Origin of the sequence: Caminicella sporogenes DSM 14501 (assembly GCF_900142285.1) — a bacterium.
GTDB classification, from domain to species: domain Bacteria; phylum Bacillota; class Clostridia; order Peptostreptococcales; family Caminicellaceae; genus Caminicella; species Caminicella sporogenes.
The window spans coordinates 117,828-137,368 of the sequence record NZ_FRAJ01000006.1; the positions used below are offsets into that span (position 1 = coordinate 117,828).

The 19,541-nt window shown below is 27.9% G+C and carries 21 protein-coding genes; 15 read left to right on the top strand and 6 right to left on the bottom strand.

Annotation, left to right across the window (positions count from 1 at the left end; all coding sequences use genetic code 11):
• Positions 1-29: 29 nt before the first annotated feature.
• The gene (locus BUA90_RS04550) at positions 30-1,040 is read left to right on the top strand and encodes a LacI family DNA-binding transcriptional regulator (RefSeq protein WP_072966201.1); all 1,011 of its coding nucleotides are present in this window, start codon (positions 30-32) and stop codon (positions 1,038-1,040) included.
• A 38-nt stretch (positions 1,041-1,078) separates the two neighbouring features.
• Here BUA90_RS04550 and BUA90_RS04555 read toward each other — a convergent pair whose 3' ends face one another.
• Positions 1,079-3,265: a glycoside hydrolase family 3 N-terminal domain-containing protein gene (locus BUA90_RS04555; protein WP_072966202.1), complete on the bottom strand. Its 2,187-nt coding sequence runs from the start codon at positions 3,263-3,265 to the stop codon at positions 1,079-1,081.
• Between the two features lie 255 nt (positions 3,266-3,520).
• Between BUA90_RS04555 and BUA90_RS04560 the strand changes: the two genes are divergently transcribed.
• The 6 genes from BUA90_RS04560 to BUA90_RS04585 all read left to right on the top strand — a co-directional run bounded on the left by BUA90_RS04560 (position 3,521) and on the right by BUA90_RS04585 (position 9,048).
• A complete protein-coding gene (locus BUA90_RS04560) occupies positions 3,521-4,201 on the top strand; it encodes a response regulator transcription factor (RefSeq protein ID WP_072966203.1) in 681 nt (226 codons plus the stop codon).
• A 40-nt stretch (positions 4,202-4,241) separates the two neighbouring features.
• Positions 4,242-5,648 carry a sensor histidine kinase gene (locus tag BUA90_RS04565; RefSeq protein ID WP_072966204.1) on the top strand — a complete coding sequence of 469 codons (1,407 nt, stop codon included), beginning with the start codon at positions 4,242-4,244 and terminating at the stop codon, positions 5,646-5,648.
• Positions 5,649-5,697: 49 nt separating this feature from the next.
• Complete coding sequence (locus BUA90_RS04570) at positions 5,698-6,360, top strand: phosphatase PAP2 family protein (protein WP_200793484.1); 663 nt, start codon at positions 5,698-5,700, stop codon at positions 6,358-6,360.
• 78 nt (positions 6,361-6,438) lie between these two features.
• Positions 6,439-7,725, top strand: a complete 1,287-nt coding sequence (locus BUA90_RS04575) for a S1C family serine protease (RefSeq protein ID WP_072966205.1) — start codon at positions 6,439-6,441, stop codon at positions 7,723-7,725.
• A gap of 86 nt (positions 7,726-7,811) precedes the next feature.
• On the top strand, positions 7,812-8,198 hold the full coding sequence (locus tag BUA90_RS04580; protein ID WP_242945040.1) for a hypothetical protein: 387 nt from the start codon (positions 7,812-7,814) through the stop codon (positions 8,196-8,198).
• Positions 8,199-8,328: 130 nt separating this feature from the next.
• Complete coding sequence (locus BUA90_RS04585; RefSeq protein WP_072966206.1) at positions 8,329-9,048, top strand: lysophospholipid acyltransferase family protein; 720 nt, start codon at positions 8,329-8,331, stop codon at positions 9,046-9,048.
• Between the two features lie 58 nt (positions 9,049-9,106).
• On the opposite strand, the gene BUA90_RS04590 is transcribed toward BUA90_RS04585, so the two are convergent.
• Genes BUA90_RS04590 through BUA90_RS04600 form a run of 3 tightly spaced genes read right to left on the bottom strand, consistent with a single transcriptional unit; the run spans position 9,107 to position 10,941 of the window.
• Positions 9,107-9,448, bottom strand: a complete 342-nt coding sequence (locus BUA90_RS04590; RefSeq protein WP_072966207.1) for a hypothetical protein — start codon at positions 9,446-9,448, stop codon at positions 9,107-9,109.
• Positions 9,449-9,471: 23 nt separating this feature from the next.
• Positions 9,472-10,557 (bottom strand): glycosyltransferase, encoded by a 1,086-nt coding sequence (locus tag BUA90_RS04595; protein WP_094756724.1) that lies wholly within the window; start codon positions 10,555-10,557, stop codon positions 9,472-9,474.
• A gap of 57 nt (positions 10,558-10,614) precedes the next feature.
• Positions 10,615-10,941, bottom strand: coding sequence for a hypothetical protein (locus BUA90_RS04600; protein WP_072966208.1), 327 nt, complete (start codon positions 10,939-10,941; stop codon positions 10,615-10,617).
• Between the two features lie 291 nt (positions 10,942-11,232).
• On the opposite strand from BUA90_RS04600, the gene BUA90_RS04605 reads away from it, so the two are divergent.
• The 6 genes from BUA90_RS04605 to larB all read left to right on the top strand — a co-directional run bounded on the left by BUA90_RS04605 (position 11,233) and on the right by larB (position 15,903).
• The gene (locus BUA90_RS04605) at positions 11,233-11,871 is read left to right on the top strand and encodes an N-acetylmuramoyl-L-alanine amidase (protein ID WP_072966209.1); all 639 of its coding nucleotides are present in this window, start codon (positions 11,233-11,235) and stop codon (positions 11,869-11,871) included.
• 154 nt (positions 11,872-12,025) lie between these two features.
• On the top strand, positions 12,026-13,015 hold the full coding sequence (locus BUA90_RS04610) for a cache domain-containing protein (RefSeq protein ID WP_072966210.1): 990 nt from the start codon (positions 12,026-12,028) through the stop codon (positions 13,013-13,015).
• Between the two features lie 35 nt (positions 13,016-13,050).
• Positions 13,051-13,821: a nickel pincer cofactor biosynthesis protein LarC gene (larC, locus tag BUA90_RS12730; protein WP_330390660.1), complete on the top strand. Its 771-nt coding sequence runs from the start codon at positions 13,051-13,053 to the stop codon at positions 13,819-13,821.
• 50 nt (positions 13,822-13,871) lie between these two features.
• The gene (gene larC2 / locus BUA90_RS12735) at positions 13,872-14,279 is read left to right on the top strand and encodes a nickel pincer cofactor biosynthesis protein LarC2 (RefSeq protein ID WP_465220306.1); all 408 of its coding nucleotides are present in this window, start codon (positions 13,872-13,874) and stop codon (positions 14,277-14,279) included.
• Positions 14,269-15,075 carry an ATP-dependent sacrificial sulfur transferase LarE gene (gene larE, locus BUA90_RS04620; protein ID WP_072966211.1) on the top strand — a complete coding sequence of 269 codons (807 nt, stop codon included), beginning with the start codon at positions 14,269-14,271 and terminating at the stop codon, positions 15,073-15,075. Before larC2 ends, larE begins: the two co-directional genes overlap by 11 nt.
• An 81-nt stretch (positions 15,076-15,156) precedes the next feature.
• The gene (larB, locus tag BUA90_RS04625; protein WP_072966212.1) at positions 15,157-15,903 is read left to right on the top strand and encodes a nickel pincer cofactor biosynthesis protein LarB; all 747 of its coding nucleotides are present in this window, start codon (positions 15,157-15,159) and stop codon (positions 15,901-15,903) included.
• Positions 15,904-15,968: 65 nt separating this feature from the next.
• On the opposite strand, the gene BUA90_RS04630 is transcribed toward larB, so the two are convergent.
• Together BUA90_RS04630 and BUA90_RS04635 are read right to left on the bottom strand one after the other, a co-directional pair.
• The gene (locus BUA90_RS04630) at positions 15,969-17,015 is read right to left on the bottom strand and encodes a M42 family metallopeptidase (protein WP_072966213.1); all 1,047 of its coding nucleotides are present in this window, start codon (positions 17,013-17,015) and stop codon (positions 15,969-15,971) included.
• A gap of 147 nt (positions 17,016-17,162) precedes the next feature.
• Complete coding sequence (locus BUA90_RS04635; RefSeq protein ID WP_072966214.1) at positions 17,163-17,330, bottom strand: CDIF630_02480 family spore surface protein; 168 nt, start codon at positions 17,328-17,330, stop codon at positions 17,163-17,165.
• A 124-nt stretch (positions 17,331-17,454) separates the two neighbouring features.
• Between BUA90_RS04635 and BUA90_RS04640 the strand changes: the two genes are divergently transcribed.
• Positions 17,455-17,706, top strand: a complete 252-nt coding sequence (locus BUA90_RS04640; protein WP_072966215.1) for a phage holin family protein — start codon at positions 17,455-17,457, stop codon at positions 17,704-17,706.
• A gap of 85 nt (positions 17,707-17,791) precedes the next feature.
• Positions 17,792-19,411, top strand: coding sequence for an ATP-binding protein (locus BUA90_RS04645; protein ID WP_072966216.1), 1,620 nt, complete (start codon positions 17,792-17,794; stop codon positions 19,409-19,411).
• The last annotated feature ends 130 nt before the right edge of the window (positions 19,412-19,541 follow it).

A 19,541-nucleotide genomic window follows, 5' to 3' on the forward strand; every position in this document is an offset into this window, starting at 1 on the left:
TGAATAATAATACCGAAAGGAAGAATTTTATGGCTACTTTGAAAGATGTAGCAAAACTAGCCAATGTTTCTCTTGCTACAGCATCTCGAGTATTAAATTATGATCAAAATATTTCTGTGGCTGATGAGACGAAAAAGAGAATTTTTGAAGCAGCTAGGAAATTAGATTATAAAACAGTTAAGCAGAGGAATAAAAATGTTGAAAAAAGGTTAAAATTTGGACTTATACATTGGTACTCACAGGAACAAGAGATAGAAGACCCGTATTACTACACTATAAGAAAAGGTGTTGAAGATGAATGTTCTATTAAAAAAATAGAACTGACAACGATTTTTAGAAATGATTTAGAATTTATGGAGGATAAATTAAGTGTTTTAGATGGATTTATAGCCATAGGAAAATTCAGTAAAGAAGAAGTTTATGAGTTGTCAATGTATTCGTCAAATATTGTATTTATAGATTTTTCTCCAAACGAAAAAATATATGACTCTGTTGTAATTGATTTTGACAGAGCAATGCAGGAAGTAATGGAATATTTATTTAATTTAGGACATAGGAAAATAGGTTTTATTGGAGGATTAGAATGTATAGGGAAGAAAAAGGAGTTTTTAGAAGACCCGCGAAAGATAGCATATAAAAGATTTGTAAAAGATAAAGGAATATATAATGCTGAAGATATTTATATTGGCAAATTTGCTGCAGAAGATGGATATAAATTGATGAAAGAAGCTATTGCAAAAGGGGAATTGCCAACTGCTTTTTTTGTAGCAAGTGATACTATGGCTACAGGTGCTATTAGGGCATTATATGAATCAGATATAAAAGTACCTGATGATGTAAGTATAATAGGATTTAATGATATTTCTACAGCAAAATATTTAGTTCCTCCATTAAGTACTGTTAAGGTTTATACTGAGTTTATGGGAAGAACTGCTGTTAGTTTATTACTTGAAAGGGTTAAAGAAAATAGAAAAATTCCTAAAAAAGTTATTATTCCTACTGATTTAATAATAAGGGAAAGTTGCAAAAAAATAGGATAAAGCTACGGTTTAGATAAACCGTAGCTTTTTGATAGATATTATATAACCTCTACAACTATTTTAAGCAAATCTTTATCCATAGAGGAGCTTCCTATCATTATTTCAAATTCACCCGGTTCTACAATAGATTTACATTCACTATTAATTAATGTAAGTGAAGAGACTGGAATAGTAATATTCACCCTTTTTTTCTCTCCAGCTTTTAAATTTATACGTTTAAAGCCTTTTAATTCTTTGATTGGAGTAGTTACCGAACTATAAATATCATTGATATAAAGCTGAACAATTTCAGTGCCATCGTATTTTCCAGTATTATGTACATCAACAGAAACAGTAAGTTTATCAGTTGGTTTTAGCTTAGTAGAAGAAACTTGTAAATTTGAATATTCATAATTAGTATATGATAGTCCAAAACCAAATGGAAATAATGGTTCAGCAGACATTTCAACATATCTATTGCTGTGCCAGCCGGGAAGTTGATTGTAGAATACGGGTTGCTGTCCAATATGACGTGGAAAAGATATAGTAAGTTTACCGCAGGGATTAAAGTCGCCAAAGATAATTGAAGCAAGAGCGTTGCCGCCTTCTAATCCGGGATTCCAGGCTTCTAAAATTGCATCAGCATTTTCTTTTATCCAAGGTATAGTAAGTGGTTTACCGTTAATTAATACAACTATAAGTGGTTTTCCTGTTTCTTTTAAAGCTGTGAGAAGTTGTTGCTGAGCTCCAGTCAGATTAAGTTCGACCCTATCTCTTAATTCTCCATTTAATATGTTAGTATCGCCTACTACAGCTATTACTACATCAGATTTTTTAGCAATTTCAACTGCTTTATTAATATTATGATTATTTTTATCGATTATATCACAACCTTTTTCGTAGTTAATAATAATATCATTGCCAGCACGTTTTTTCATTCCTTCAAGTATGGTAACAATGGGGGAAGTATCATATTCAGGATGATAATCTAAAGTTGGAATTTCAGGATGTTCAAGTTCTCTAGCTCCGAAGGACCAATCACCTAGTTGAGCTTGAACGTCATTACAATTTGGACCTATGAGTGCTATACGTTTTATTTCTTTAGATAATGGAAGGATATTATTTTCGTTTTTGAGCAATACTATTGATTCAAGAGCTGATTTATAGGCAATTTTTCTATGTTCTTTACAGCCTAATATGGAAATGGCTTTTTTACTATTTGGAAAACGCTTATTATCAAAGAGTCCTAATTTAAACTTTAACATGAGTATACGTCTGCATGCCTTATCTATTAAATCTTCCTTAATAATTCCTTCTTTTACAAGCTTTACTGCTTCTTCAAAAAATTCAGGTGTGGACATTATCATATCATTACCGGCAGAAAGTGCAATTTCACATGCTTTTTTAATATTAGGTGCTACTTTTTGTTTTCTGTGCAAATTACCTACGTTATCCCAATCAGTAACGACAAAACCATTAAAATTTAGTTCTTCTTTTAGTAAATTTGTAAGCAGCCATTTATTAGCAGAGCATGGTATACCATCAATAGCATTATATCCAGCCATAAAAGTTGCACAACCAGCTTTAATAGCTTCTACAAAAGGTGGAAGAAATATGGAACGTAGTTTACGCTCTGAAACATCAGATTCTGAAGAATCACGACCTCCTTGTGTTTCGCCATATGCAATAAAGTGTTTAGCACAAGCTAAAATACTATAAGGGTCAGATAGATTTTTTCCTTGATAGCCTCTAATCATGGCACTAGCGAGAATTCCGATTAAATAAGGGTCTTCACCAAATGTTTCATCTATACGTCCCCATCTTAAATCTCTGCCTATACATAAAACAGGAGAAAATGTCCAGTGCAGACCAGTTAAAGTTACTTCGATAGCAGTAATATGTGCTATTTTTTCTAATAATTCTGGATTCCAGCTGGAAGACATGCCAAGTTGAGAAGGGAAGACCGTAGCACCACTTTGAAAAGCATGACCATGAACTGCATCAATACCAAATAAAATTGGTATTCCCAATCTAGTTTTAGAAGCCATCTTTTGAAGTTTGATAACCTTATCACCTGTAACATGTAAAAGAGAACCAACATGTTTTTTATAAATCCATGTTTCAGGGTCTTTTCTTCCATCTACAATACACATTTGACCTATTTTTTCTTCTAATGTCATTTTACTTAGTAAATCATTTGTCCTTTCAATAGGAGTGTAGGATGGGTTTTTATAGATTTCAGACATAACAATCACCTTCACTTTTAAATTTATTTTATATGTTGTATTATTATTTTACCATATAATAACAAATCAAAATGTATTTTTATTAATTGAAAGTTTAAAAAGACAGTTTATAAATAAAAAGTGTGAAATGAGCAAGAGTGTATAAAGATATATTTGGATAAATTGATAATGTAATTAATTTTTAAGAGAGTATATCCATTTTTTGTTTTATAATAGAATATGAAGATATTAAATCATTTTGCGGGGGAATAATATATGGACAGAAAAGTTAAAGTTATGATTGTTGATGATGATAAAAATATTGCTGAACTAATAGATGTTTATTTAAAAAAGGAAGGATATGAGACAAAAAAGTTTTATAATGGAAAGGAAGCGTTGAAGGAGTTTGAAAGATTTGCACCTGATTTAGTTATTTTAGATATAATGCTTACTGAAATTGATGGTTATGAAATATGTAGGGAAATTAGAAAAATTAGTAATATTCCTATTATTATGCTGACTGCAAAGGGAGAGACATTTGATAAAGTATTAGGTCTTGAACTTGGAGCAGATGATTATATAGTAAAACCTTTTGATGCAAAGGAGCTTTTAGCTAGGATAAAAGCTGTTCTTAGAAGATATAATTCAAAACATTCAGACAATGTTAAACTAGTGATTCCTAATTTAACTATAGATATATCAGATTATTCGATAATTTATCATGGAAAGAAAATGGAAATACCTCCAAAAGAATTAGAACTTCTGTATTTTTTAGCTTCTAATGCAAATAGAGTATTTACTAGAGAACAATTGTTGGATAAAATATGGGGATATGACTATGCAGGTGGAACTAGAACAGTAGATGTTCATATAAAAAGACTTAGAGAAAAGTTTAATTTAGAAGATAGTTGGGAAATAAAAACAGTTTGGGGCGTTGGGTATAAATTTCAGCTATAAATAGTTTTATATACTATATAACTTGGAGGGAAAAGAGAATTTGAATACTTTATTTAAAAAATTGATTGTAATATATGTATCGATAATATTGATAGGATTTTTAGTTTTAACTTATACTATGTCAAAATCGTTTGAAACATATTTTATGAAACAAAAAGAGAAAGCACTTATAGAGCAGGCTAAAAGTATTCAAAGAGAATATGCCGTTGCATATAAAACAGGAGTTATTGATTTTGAAAGATTAAATTTTGAGATACAAGCATTGGATAGATATTTAAATACGAGAATATGGCTTATAAATAGAAATGGAAATATTTATATAAACTCTAGGATAGAGGATATTTCACAACTTAAAAAGGAACTTGACCTCAATGAAATAGAAAGAGTTTTCAATGGGGAAATTGTAAGGCGAAAAGGTTATATAAGAACTTTTTTTAATGAACCAGTGCTTACTATAGGGTATCCTATAATAATAAATGATAGAGTAGTTTTTGCTCTTTTTATGAATGCATCGATACCAGAAATAAAGAAGACTATTTCAGATATTTATAAAATAGCTTTTATATCTTTATTGTTTTCAACGATTATAGCTATAGTATTAGTGTTTCTCATTTCTAGAAATTTAACATTAGAAATAAAAAAGATAAACGATGCTGTTAAGAAAATTGCAAAGGGAAACTTTCAAAAGAGATTGAAAGTAAATAGAAATGACGAGTTAGGACAGTTAATCCAAAGTTTTAATGAAATGGCAGGGGAATTAAATAAACTGGATGAAATGAGAAAGAGATTTATATCTAATTTATCACATGATTTGAGAACACCTCTTACAAGTATAAATGGTTTTGTTAAAGCAATTTTAGATGGAACTATTGAAAAGGATAGTGAAAGGAAGTATTTGGAGATAGTTGCTGAAGAAAGTGAAAGATTAACTAAGCTGACTAATGATATATTGGATTTATCTAAAATAGAAAGTGGACAATTTCCTTTAGAAAGAGTTAGTTTTAATATCAATGAATTGTTAATAAATGAAATAGATAAATTTGAAAAGAGATTACTTGAAAAAGATATTGATGTATCGATAAATCTTTCAAAAGAAAAGGAAATGGTAAATGGTGATATTAATCAAATAAAAAGAGTAATTTATAATTTAATAGATAATGCTGTCAAGTTTGTTAATGTTGGAGGTAAAATTAGTATAGAAACTAAGTACAAAAATAAAAAAATGTATATATCGATAAAAAATACAGGAGAAATGATACCAAAAGAAGATTTAAATCGAATTTGGGATAGATTTTATAAATTGGATTTATCAAGAGGAAAGGATAAATCTGGTTCTGGACTTGGACTTTCAATAGTAAAAGAGATAATAAAGGCACATGATGAACATATTGAAGTAAAAACAGAAGGTGATTGGATAGAATTTACATTTACTTTAGAAAGTAAATAATAATATAATAAGAAATAGACCTAAGCTTAATAGGTAAAGGAGGAGAACAGTGATTTTAGAAAAAATAAAGAATAACAATCATTTTTTAATATTATCCTATTATATAATAATATTCTTTTTATATAAATATACAGAGCAAATTACAAGACCTGAATATATTATGCATTCTAAAATAGATGATTATATTCCTTTTGTAAAAGAAATGGTTGTACCTTATTTGTTTTGGTATGTATATATAACTATTCCACTTGTATATTTTGGATTTAATTCAAAAAAAGATTTTTACAAATTATCGATTTTTATGTTTGCAGGTATGACGATATGTTTTATGATATACCTAATATTTCCGAATGGGCAAGATTTGAGACCTGTTATAGTATCTAATGATGTTTTTTCAAGAGTTATAAAAAATATATATTTATTGGATACTCCAACAAATTCTGCACCAAGTATGCATGTAGTTGATTCAATAGCAGTGCATATAAGTATAATTAATTGTGAAAAATTAAAAACGAAAAAATGGATTACAGTTACTTCTTTTATAATTATGGTGGCTATAATTGCATCAACAGTTATGATAAAACAACATTCAATATTAGATGTAATGTATGGAATAGGTTTGAGCTTGATTTTGTATTTATGTATTTATAAAGTAAATCTACTTCAATATTTTAAAATCAAAAAATTGGTATCACAAAATCAAGATTATTAAAAAGTTTACAATTTGTTCATATTTTATACAAATTTATTGTTTAATATTAAATTGAACAATAAATTTGGAGGTGATAAAATGGACAAATTTAATAATGAATTATATGGCTATGAAAGTAATAACACAGAAGGTGTTCATCATGATGAAACAGGGATACAAGATGTAATCTATGAGGAGTTAAAACAGGAAAGCGTTAAGGAAAGTACGGAAAAAAGAAGATTTTCATTTAAGCAAATAGTGATTTTGTTTTTAATAATTTCTTTAGTTGGTGGAACGAGTATAGGAGCAGGTTTTTCAATAGCTAGCAATCTAATGGAAGGAAATAAATATCATTTAGCTGATAATCATAACGTTAAACATAATAATAAATTTGATAAAAATTTTGTTGTAAATTTACAAGATAGCTATGTAAATAGTCCAATAGTAAATATAGCAAAGGAAGTAGGACCATCAGTTGTTGCTATTACGACTAAAGTAAGAATTAGCGATTGGTTTAGAAATGAATATATTCAAGAAGCAAATGGTTCGGGGGTAATATTTGATGTAAATGATAAAAATATATTAATATTGACTAATAATCATGTAATAGAAGATGCTCAAGAATTGATAGTAACTTTAAATGGAAATGTAAAAGTACCTGCAGTAGTTATGGGAAAAGACAGAGAAACAGATTTGGCTATTGTAAAGATAGAAAAAAAGGATGTTCCGGAAGATGTATATAAAAAAGTTCGTCCAGCTGTTTTTGGAGATTCAGATTTATTGAGAGTAGGAGAACCGGCAATAGCAATAGGAAATCCACTAGGATACAACAATACGGTAACAGTTGGAGTAATAAGTGCTTTAAATAGGGAGCTTAATCTACCTGATAAGAGATTAAGACTTATACAAACTGATGCAGCTATAAATCCAGGTAATAGTGGAGGAGCACTTGTAAATATAAAAGGAGAAGTTATTGGAATAAATACTATAAAAATTGCAGATACAAAAGTTGAGGGTATAGGATTTGCAATTCCAATAAATCATGCAAAACCTATTATAGAAGAATTAGTTAATAAAGGATATGTATCAAGACCGTTTTTAGGTATACTAGGTAGAGATGTTGATGAACATTTATCAGAGCTTTATGAAATACCTATTGGAGTTATAGTAGTTGATGTAATAGAAAATGGAGCAGCAGATAGAGCTGGAATAAAAAGAGGAGATGTAATAATAGAATTTGATGGTAAAAAAATAGTTTCTATGGAACAATTAAGTGATTTAATTAGAAAATATGAAGTTGGTAAAAAAGTAAAAGTAAAAATTGTTAGAAATGGTAAAGAAAAGAAAGAAATAACAGTGAAATTACAGGAAAAGATAAGCCGATAAATAATAAAACCTGTATGGTATTTACAAAATGCCATACAGGTTTTATTATTATATATGAACATTTACTAAAAGATGAAGATTTTCATGTGATAGATAGAAAAGGTAGGGGTATAGAAGTGTTTTATAAAAAGGGCAAATTTTGTTTAAATTGTGATTTTGATATAAGAGTAATTAGAGAAGATGAGAATGATACAGATTTGTTTATTCCAGTTGAAAATAGGACAGTAAATTTATATTTTGAAGATTTTCCATCATATTTAAAATCTAGGTTGCAGTTTTTGATGGTTAGAAATATTATTATCAGATTTTGCAGTAGGGAAGATAATAATGTCTGTACTGTTCATCTATTAAGAAATATAGATTTGCAATCGTCACATGTGAATTTTGAAATAAATTATGAAAATCATATTATAGAAATTATTGATAAAGAGTATTTTATTGATATGAAAATTAAGGAAAAAATTAATACGTGATTATTAATATAAATTGAAATATAATATCAATATAGATATTTGTCTGTAAGGTTTGGTTAAAAAATTTTTTATTTAAATATTTAAATTTATTTATAATTTTGATTTATAAAAAATATGAATGGGGTGAACTATGATAAGGACTATTATTTTAGCTACTTATTTGATTCCAGCATTAATTTTTTCTATACCTTCATTAATGAAGGCAAAATTATTGGAGAAAAAAGGTAAATTAGATGAAAGAAATAGATTGGCATTTGAAGTTGTCAGTAAGATGTCCAGAAGGCTTATAAAATTAAGTGGTTCACAGATAAAAGTGGTGGGAGAAGAAAATATACCTCGAGATAAGGCAGTGCTATTTGTAAGTAATCATCAAAGTAATTTTGATATACTGCTTTTATTAGGTTTTATTGATAAACCAAAAGCTTTTATTGCTAAAGTTGAACTTATGAAAATACCTATATTGAGTCAGTGGATGAAAGCTATGGGTTGTATATTTATCGATAGAAAAGATGTTAGACAGTCCCTTAGAGCGATAAATGAAGGAGCTAATATTTTAAAAGAAGGACATTCTCTAGTGATTTTTCCAGAAGGTACAAGAAGCAAAGATGGACAGCTTGGACAGTTTAAACATGGAAGTTTTAAGCTGGCAACAAAATCAAATGTTCCAATAATTCCAGTTACAATAAATGGAGCTTATAAAATAATGCCAAAAGGAAAATTAATAATTAAACCTTCAAAAGTAGAGATGATAATTTCAAAACCTATTTATGCAGACGAAGAAATCAAAAGAGATTCAAAAATGTTAGCTGATAAAGTAAAAAATATAATAGAAGAAAATTTAAAAAATTAATTTAAAATATTCTGTTGTAAAATATAAAACGTCCTTTGGGAAGAGGACGTTTTATATTTTATTTATTATCTTCATCATCTGCTAAAGTTATTTCGATTTTGATTTCTTTATTTTTGCCGAAAGAAAAGCTGTCATTTCCATCTATTTCTGTTTTATCATCAATAGTTATTTTATTAATTGGAATTTCTTTATCTGAATTATTATTTGAATTAGTAGAAATTTGAAAATCTTGATTTTCTTTTTCAATATTGTCTTGTAGTGGCTTTATATCGGTATTATATATAGGGTTTGTGTTAGAAATTTTTTCAGTTTTTTGTATTTCTAAACTTTTATTTTTATTGTGCCTGTATAAAAATATTCCTACAGCTATAGCTAATATAATAGCTACAGTTATATACATAATAAAACTGCCTCCTTTTTAATTTAGTAAATAAATGGGATTTTAAATTTTTCAAAGAAAAAATTTTCGTCATAAACACGATTTTTAAAAAATAATTCTCTTAAATCTAGTAAATCTTTGTTGAGCAGTATTTTAGCCATTGCTGAACTAAAAAAGGGGTCTTTTTTAGCAAAATTGATTACTTTAGCTAGATTTTTATATTCCATGTGAGAATAAGCTATACAGAGCAAATTGTGTATAACGTTTCCTGTAGTAACATGATATGGATGTCTTTTTCTAAATAAATGTTTTACTTCAACATTTGGATTAACTACGATTTTATGACCAAAAAGCCATAATTTGAATGATAGTTCTTCATCTTCTTTGCCCCATACTTCAAAGTAAGGGTGAAATCCACCTACTGAATAAAAAGCTTTTTTAGTTATACAAAAAGCACATCCGGGGGCTATTGGAATTTCTGTTATCTCTTCAGGCTTTTCTTTAAGCCATCTGATTTCTAGAGTATGATTCCATGTTTGGCCATAACCGACTATAAAATCATTTTCCATATTTAATATGGCAGGAGCTACTGCACTTGCATCGTGTTTTATCATTGTTTCAATTAAATTATCAATCCAATGATTGGGTACTGATATATGTGCATCACAGAAAAAAAGATAGCGGCCTCTAGCTTCTTTTGCACCTATATTTCTTGAACCAGCTGAACCAGCATTTTTTGTTTTAATTAAAATTACATCGTCATATTTGAAATCATTTAAAAATTCTATACTTCTATCTGTAGAACCATCATCGACTATAATAATTTCAAATTTATGTGAATTTTTTGAAGACATCAGTGAGTTAATAGTATTTTTTAAATTATTCACTTCATTTCTGCAGGGGACTATAATAGATGCATCAGGTAATATTTTATTTTTATTTTTTATTATTTGATATTCTACAGTTTTAATAGTTAAATTTTTTTCTTCGTTTGAAGACGTTTTAGGTTTATAGGAATATTTTGATATTTTTATATTATTAAAAGAATTAGATTTTCTTTTTAGTGTGAAAAAAGTTATTATTACTAGTAATATTAAAACTACTATTATAGGTAAATAGAATTGTATCATTTATACACCTCCAAATTTTAAGTTATGTAAATGCCGGCATTAAAGCCGGCTAAGTTTTTATTCTTGTATTTGAGTACCTGTTGGAAGAGCATTTTCAGGAGTATAATGGAATACTTTAACTTTATATTGAAGGGTAGTGTCTTCTATACCAAATAAGAATTGTCCGAATTGGTCTGTAAAAGCAAAGCATACTGGTATAAGATGCTGATCAACGGGGTCCACAGCAAAAAGTTTTACAGCAGCATTTTCAGCATAATTTCCATCTGGAAGTCTTACTACTCCGTGAACTACAGAACGTGGCTCATCTTCTAAATTTATATCAATATCGAGCTCTGTACCTGGTTTGAAAGATAAATCAGTTAAAGATAATTTTGTAGAAGCCATAAATTTTACACCTCTCCTTTTTTTAAAATATATTTTTTCAACACTGAAATTAATTTTAGTGCTGAGGGAATTTTCCCAGTATTATTGTATTAATAAGATAGAAAAGAGTGAAAAAATTTTTATAAATTTAAAAATTGAAAAAGACAAAAATTTTAATTTATAAGTTTTAAAGATGGATTGTAGAAATTTATAAAAAAAGAGTAAAATTTTAATTAAAGATGAACAAATAAGACAAGTAGATAATAATATATGCAGTGAAAAGAGAAAATTTTTTAGAGGAGATGATTGTATATGGAATTTAAGAATGCGAATTTAACATTTGATAAACTTCATATAGTGAGTTTAAAGGAGAAAGAGGAGATAATAGTTCACCATCCAGCTGCATATTTTGCTACTCCAGAACAAATACATCAGTGGCATAAAGAAAGGGGATGGAGTGGGGCAGGATACCATGTATATATTAGGAAAAGCGGAGAGGTATATATTTTAAGACCAATTAATACTGCAGGTGCTCATTGTAAAGGGCATAACAGAAAGGGAATTGGAGTATGTTTTGAAGGAAATTTTTCAGATTGGAATCCTAGATTGAAAATAGATAAGGAAATGAATCCGAAACAGTTTGAGGCAGGAGTTGAGGCTTTAGTAAAACTTTGTAAGCAATTTAAAATTCCAGTAGAAAAGATATATCCTCATAATAAATTTGCTAAAAAAGATTGTCCGGGTAAATATTTTCCATTTGAACAGTTAATAAATACAGTAGGTATTAAATTACAGGAAAAAGAGTATCATTGGGCTCAAAAGGATTTTGAAAAACTCAAAGCAGATGGAATTATAACATCAGATCATGACCTTAATTCTCCTTTAACTTGGGGAGAGTTTAGTGTAGTAATAAATAGAATTAGAGAGTCAATTGAGAAGAATAAAAAATAAAAATATGATTTTAATAAGAGAGTTTTAGAGATTAAAAAATCTATGAATTTTATTTTAAAGTACTGAAATTAAATTGTCAGTACTTTTTTATTTTAAAATAACAGTTTAAATTGTACATGCATATTTTGTATTAAGACAAGGAGGGGTGAGTATTTTGATAAGATTAAATCCTAAATATATTAAAATTTTAGGAATGATAATGATTTCTATTTTACCAACTATAATTGCCAGTTTTTTATTTTTAGATATAGATAATGAAACAAATGTGAATTTAACAATGAGTTCTTTATACACAGTTGGGAATAACTATAAACAGCAAGTGAATAATTGGATAGAAGAAATACTTTTTACTCTAAAAGCTTTAGCATATTCTAATCCTGTAAAAAATATGGATAGAGATAAAATGGCAGGAATTATAGAATATGTCAAAGCAAATAAAGAGCTGTATAGAGAGATATATGTAGTAGATAGAAATTATAATGTTATTTATGGATATGTAAATCAATTGACTGATTTTAGAAATGAGGGATGGTTAGAAAAAGCATTTCAAGGGCAAATAGGTATATCAACTGTTAGGTTTCGTGGAAATAGTGCAATAATTGAGGTAGCAGTTCCAATAGTGAATGAAAAAGCAGTAGTTGGAGCTATGTGTGCTAGTATAAGATTATCTTATTTAAATGATATAATGGAAGATATAAGGCTTATGGATGATACAGTAGAAGGATATTTAGTTAATAAAGAAGGAATATTTATTACTGAATCAAGATTTCATCCTGATGCAGTAGGGAGAGAAAAGGTTGATGTTAAGAGAGTGAAATTAAATATAGATTATTCTAGAGAAACTCCATATTTAGATTATAGAGGAGAAGAAGTGTATGGAATATATTTTGATATTCCATTTAATAATTGGACATTAATAGTTGAAAAAGATAAGAAAGAAGTTAATAAGAATAATAAAGATATAGTAAAGATAGGGGAATATTTAACAGGATTTGAAGTTGCTGCAATGGCTTTGCTTCAAAAATTATTTAACGGAGAGTTTAAAAACATATTCAGTAAAAGTATAATTGTAGATAAAGAATTGAATTTAGAATTTAATTTAGATGAAAAAGGGAAAAAAGATGATGAAGATGATGTGGTATAATTTAAATGAATATTTTATAACGGGAGATGAAGGCTATGAAAATACTTTATTATGATTGTTTTTCTGGAATAAGTGGAGATATGAATTTAGGAGCATTAATTGATTTAGGCGTAGATACAGATTATTTATTAAAAGAGCTTTCGAAGCTTGGTTTAAATTCAGAATATAAAATAAAAATTGAAAAGAAAAATAAAAATGGTATAGAAGGAACAAAGGTAGATGTAATACTTCAGCATGAACATAAAAAGCACCATCATGATAAAAAACATCATCACCATGTTCATAGAAATTTAAAAGATATTGAAGAAATAATAAATTCAAGTACATTAAATGATAGTATAAAAAAATTGAGTATTTCTATGTTTATGAAGATTGCAGAGGCAGAGGCAAAAGTTCATGGTAAAACTCTTTATGAAGTGCATTTTCATGAAGTAGGAGCAATAGATTCTATAATAGATATAGTAGGGGCAGCGATTTGTATAGATTATTTAAAACCAGATAAGATTGTGGCATCTCACGTTCAAGTGGGTGGAGGATTTGTAGAATGTGCTCATGGATTGATACCTGTACCAGCACCTGCAACAGTTGAAATTTTAAAGGGAATACCTATTAAATCTGGTATTGTACCATTTGAAACTACAACTCCTACAGGAGCAGCTATATTAGCTGTAAATGTAGATGAGTTTACTGATAAAGTAGATATGACTATTGAAAAAGTTGGATATGGGGTAGGAAGTAGAGATTTAGAGATACCTAATGTTTTAAGAGTTTATTTGGGGAAAGAAAATAAAAAAAAAGTGAGATAGATGATAAAATTTATGATAAGCAGTGTGTAATTGAAGCTAACATAGATGATATGAATCCTGAAATTTACAGCTATATAGAAGAAAAATTATTTGAAGCTGGAGCTTTAGATGTTTATAAGACACCAATTATTATGAAAAAGGGCAGACCAGCAATAAAGTTAAGTATATTAGTTAATAGCGAACATGAAGAAGATATAGAAAAGATAATTTTTGAAGAAACTACTTCAATAGGTATTAGAAAATTTGGAGTAAAAAAAGTTATGCTTAAAAGAAATTTTTTTAAATTAAATACTAAATATGGAGCAGTTACTATTAAAAATTCGTATTTTAATGGAAAAATGGTAAGCTGTAAACCTGAATTTGAAGATTGCAGACGTATTGCACATGAAAATAATATAGCTATCAAAGAAGTATATAGAGAAGTAAGTAAGCTTATGGAGGAGTACAATGATAAGTGATGAAAAATATTTAAAACTAATAAATTATTTAAAAGATTTAAAAAAAGTTTTAGTAGCATTTTCAGGAGGAGTAGACAGCACTTTTTTACTTAAAGCAGCAAAAGATGCTTTAAAAGATAAAGTAAAGGCTGTTACAATTGTTTCTCCATATATGGCTAAGTGGGAAATTAAAGAAGCAAGGGAACTGGCAGATGAATTAAATGTTGATTGTGAAATAATAAGAATACCAATTATTGATACCATAAAAAGAAATCCTAAAAACAGATGTTATTTATGTAAAAAATTTATATTTTCTAAGATAAGGGAAATTGCAAAAAATCAGGGATATGATTATATTGTAGATGGAACAAATTTTGATGATACAAATGATTACAGACCGGGGATAAAGGCTTTAAAAGAGCTAAATATAAAAAGTCCGCTTTTTGAAGTTAACTTAACTAAAGAAGACATAAGAATTTTATCAAAAAAATTAGGTCTTAAAACATGGAATAAACCTTCTTATGCATGTCTTTTGACGAGACTGCCTTATGGTGAAGAATTTAAAATAGAGGATTTTGAAAAAATCGAAAAAGCCGAACAATACATGATGGATATAGGATTTAAAGCGGTTAGAGTGAGATGTCATAAAAATTTAGCTAGGATTGAAGTAAATAGAGAAGATAGAAAAAAACTATTTGATGAAAAACTTTTGGATAAAATTGCAAAAGAGTTCAAAAAATATGGATTTAAATATATTACTCTTGACATGGAAGGATATAGAGTAGGAAGTTTTAATCAAATGATAAGTAGCGAATAGTAAGAAAAAGTAGTTAGTAGTATGGGAACAGTTTATAACTGTTCCAAATATATTTTTGTACTTATAATGGAGGAATTTTGAATGAATAAGCAAGAGATAAAAAAACTTTTGAGACAGTTTAAATCTGGAGAAATTGATATAGATGAGGCAGTAAAAGTACTGGAAGATTTGCCTTTTAAAGATTTAGGATTTGCCAAGATAGATAATCATAGAGAAATTAGAGGTGGCTATCCAGAAGTTATTTATTGTGAGGGCAAAACGGTAGAGCAAGTAAGAGATATTGTGGAATTTATGCTTACAAAAAATAAAAATATACTTGCCACTCGTGCAAGTGAAGAAATGTATAGGGCTATAAAGGAAATATGTGAAGATGCACAGTATAATAAACTTGGCAGAACGATTACTATAAGGAAAACTCCAGAGGAATATACTGATAGTTATATAGCTATAATTGCAGCTGGAACTTCAGATTTGCCAGTAGTTGAAGAAGCTTATGAAACAGCTAAAATTTTGGGGAATAGAGTAGAAAAGATTATTGATGTTGGAGTTGCTGGAATACATAGATTGTTTGCTAAATTAGATATAATAAGAGGAGCAAAGGTAATAATTGTAGTTGCGGGAATGGAAGGTGCACTTGCAAGTGTAGTTGGTGGACTTGTAAATAAGCCTGTAATAGCAGTGCCGACTAGTGTAGGATATGGAGCAAATTTTGGAGGACTTTCATCTTTATTATCAATGCTCAATAGTTGTGCTAGTGGAGTTAGTGTAGTAAATATAGATAATGGTTTTGGAGCGGCATATAATGCAAGTATAATAAATAAATTATAAAAACTTAAAAGACCTGTTTATGTAAAAAACAGGTCTTTTAAGGAAATGAATATTTAAGTCTGCTCCTAATTTTCTGTTTCTAAGATATATGCCGAGATGAGTTTTGTAGTATTTATTAAAGCATCTATATGTGTACGTTCAATACTATGTGAAGCATGAACACCGGGACCAATTAAAGCACCTCTTATATTGTTTCCGGCTTTTAAAGCAGCTGAAACATCAGAACCATAATTAGGATAAATATCTACTGAAAATTGTAAATTATGTTTTTTAGCAAGATTTATAAGTCTTGATACCATATTGTAATCATATGGACCAGAAGAATCTTTAGCACATATAGAAACATCAAATTCTGTACAATTTAAATCATCACCTATTGCTCCCATATCTATTGCAATAAGTTCATCAATTTCTTTGGGAATATAAGACGAGCCGTGACCTATTTCTTCATAAGTAGATATGAAAATTTTAATAGTGTTATTAGGGGTAATTTTGTTTCTTTTTAGTATTTCCATAAATCCGAATAAAACTGCAACACCAGCTTTATCGTCTAGATGTCTTGATTTAATAAAACCATTTTCTTTAATTACTGTTCTAGAATCAAAAGATATGAAATCACCTACGGATATGCCGAGTTTTTCTACATCTTCTTTAGAATTAACTATTTCATCTATTCTTATTTCCATATTTAGTTCTTCACGTTTTTGGTCCTTGGCATCAGAATAAACGTGTACAGATGGTTTTGTAGTGAGAATTGTACCATCATATATTTTTCCGCTGCGTGTATGTATTTTACAGTATTCACATTCAACGGTATTCATCATATAACCGCCTATAGGAGTAAATCTTATCATTCCAGAGTCTTTAATAGAACGAACCATTGCACCAAGTGTATCTACATGAGCAGAAAGACCTATAATATAATTGTCATTTTTACCCGGTATAGTGATAACTCCACATCCTTTATTTGTCATATAAAATTCATAGCCTAAATCATTAACTTCGTTTTTAATTTTTTTCATTATTTCATGACAAAAGCCGCTTGGACTAGGAATGGTTAATAATTCTTTTAAGATTTTAATAATATATTTTTTGTTTATATCGTATTTCATGTTAAGCACCCCTTTTTGACTATTTTATTAATAAAATTAATCTATTATAAATAATATTATCAGATATATTTAAGCGAGTTAAGAAAAAAATTACATAGTTATGATTTTATTGGAAAAATAAAATGACGGCTAAATAGCCGTCAATTGTTATTTTTGATTTTCATCTACCCATTTTTTTGCATTTTCCACCTGAAATTCACTTGGGATAGGTACATTTGAAATGTTTTCTAGTTTTTCTATATTGGCCCAAGCGGCAGTTTCATTACTTTTAATAGTTGTGTTTGAAGAATTTTTTTTAGATGTGTTTTTATTCATTATATTCACCTCTTTCAGTTATTATTATTTGCATAAATAAAAAATATATATAAACGAAAAATCAGGAAAATTTTACACTATTTTATATTTTTTATTCATATGATTTAATAAGGAGGGATTATTTATGGATTTGTTTAGTTATTTATCAGAAGAATCACTTATATTAGTACCTGTTATATGGGTAATAGGAATTTTTCTAAAAAAGACGCCTAAAATTCCAGATTGGTTTATACCATGGATATTGTTAATAATTAGTGTGGTAGCGATGACAGTAAAATTAGGTTTTGCTCTCCAAGCATTCATACAAGGAATTTTAATTACAGGAGTATCGGTACTAGGACATCAGCTTGTTAAACAAACTGCTAAAAGAAGTTAAATAAAAGATAAATTTGCTTGAAAAAAAACAATCATGTTTAGTAAAATAAAACTAATGATTATTAGATAAAATGGGTGAAAAACTTATGAAAAAATTATTAGAGCTTTTTAAGAATGATAAAGTATTTCGTGTTAGGATATTAATAGGATTTTTAGTATTAATATATATACCTATGGCTTTAAATATATATCTTATTTATAATAGGACAATAAAAGTAGTTGAGAAGGAAAAAATTGAGAAGGTAGAAGATATATTAGGAAAATTTAGCAAGACAATTGATTTTATATTAATGGATACTGAACGTTCTATTAATGAAGTAGTAAATCATAGGGGGATTCGTAAGGGAATAGAAGATTTTGAAATATTAAAAGATGATTATAGAATGAGAGTAAAAAAGTTTATTGCTAGAAAATTTCGAGAAATACAAAAAGAAAATCTTTACATTAAAGAGATTATATGTATTGTACAAACAAATAAGATAATAAATTGTGATGAAAATTTTATTACTGATAAATCGAAAAATTTTTTTGATGAAGTTTTGAAGGAAATTTATAAAACTGATAGTGATAAAGATATATTTTGGATATATGATGAGTCGAAAAAGTTTTTTTCAAATGCAAAAGATGAAAAAGTACTTTTTTTAGTCAGAAAGATAAAATCACTAGATGAAAAAAAAGATGTAGGTTATGTTTTTGCAATTATGGATACAAAAAAAATTATAAAACTTTACAAACACTATTCTTTTGGATTTGATGGAGAATTATCGATATATGATGAAAATAAGAAATTTGTACTTACAAAGCCTAGATATGCTGTTTCAGAAGATATATTGAGAGATTTAATAAAAAATGAGACATTTAATAGAATGAAAGAGTTTAATATAAAAAATAAAAAGTATTTTATTGGGACTACACGTATTAATAAGCTAAATTGGTATTTGACAGTAGTTGTACCTAAAGATGAATTAACAATGGGTATAAAAGCACACTTAAATAAAAGTATTGGGTTTATTGTACTTATAAGTCTTTTACTTGCGTTTTGGATAGTAATAGAAGTTATAGTGCTTTCAAAAGTTATTACGGAAAAAGAAATGGCGCATTATCGATTAGTTTTTACTGAAAAGATGAATGAGAAATTGCGTATGTATAAGCATGATTTTATGAATCATTTACAAATTATTAGAGGACTTATTGAGCTTAATTATCCTGAAAAGGCTTTGGAATATCTGATAGATTTATCTAAAGAAGGTTTGATTATAAAAGATAAATATGAAATAGGTATTCCAGAAATAGAATCTACTATTTTTACAGCAATTTCTCAAGCTAGAGAAAAAAATATAGAAGTTGAAATAGATTGTATAAAGCTTTCTGAAAAAATACCTGTAAAGATATATGATTTGACTAAAATATTAACTAATCTTATTAAAAATGCTATATATGCTCTTGAAAAAGATGATGCTTTGGAAAAAAAATTAATTATAAGAATATATAATGATTTAGATGAATATGTATTTGAAATAATAAATAATGTTCCAATTATTCCAGAAGAAATTAGGGACAAGATTTTTACAAAAGGTTTTACTACAAAAGGTAAAGAGGGAAGCGGATTAGGACTTCATATTGTAAAAAAATTAGTTGAGAAAAATGGAGGAACTATAGAACTTGTAGTAGATGAAGAAGGCAATCATTTTATAGTGAGATTTTAATAAAAAAATTGGCATCTAATTTTAGATGTCAATTTTTTTTTATTAAAATTTAAATTTTTTTAAGAAAATAACATAGTTGCAGAGTTTTTTGGTTGTTTTTTAAATGGAATTAAATTTTAGAATATAAAGA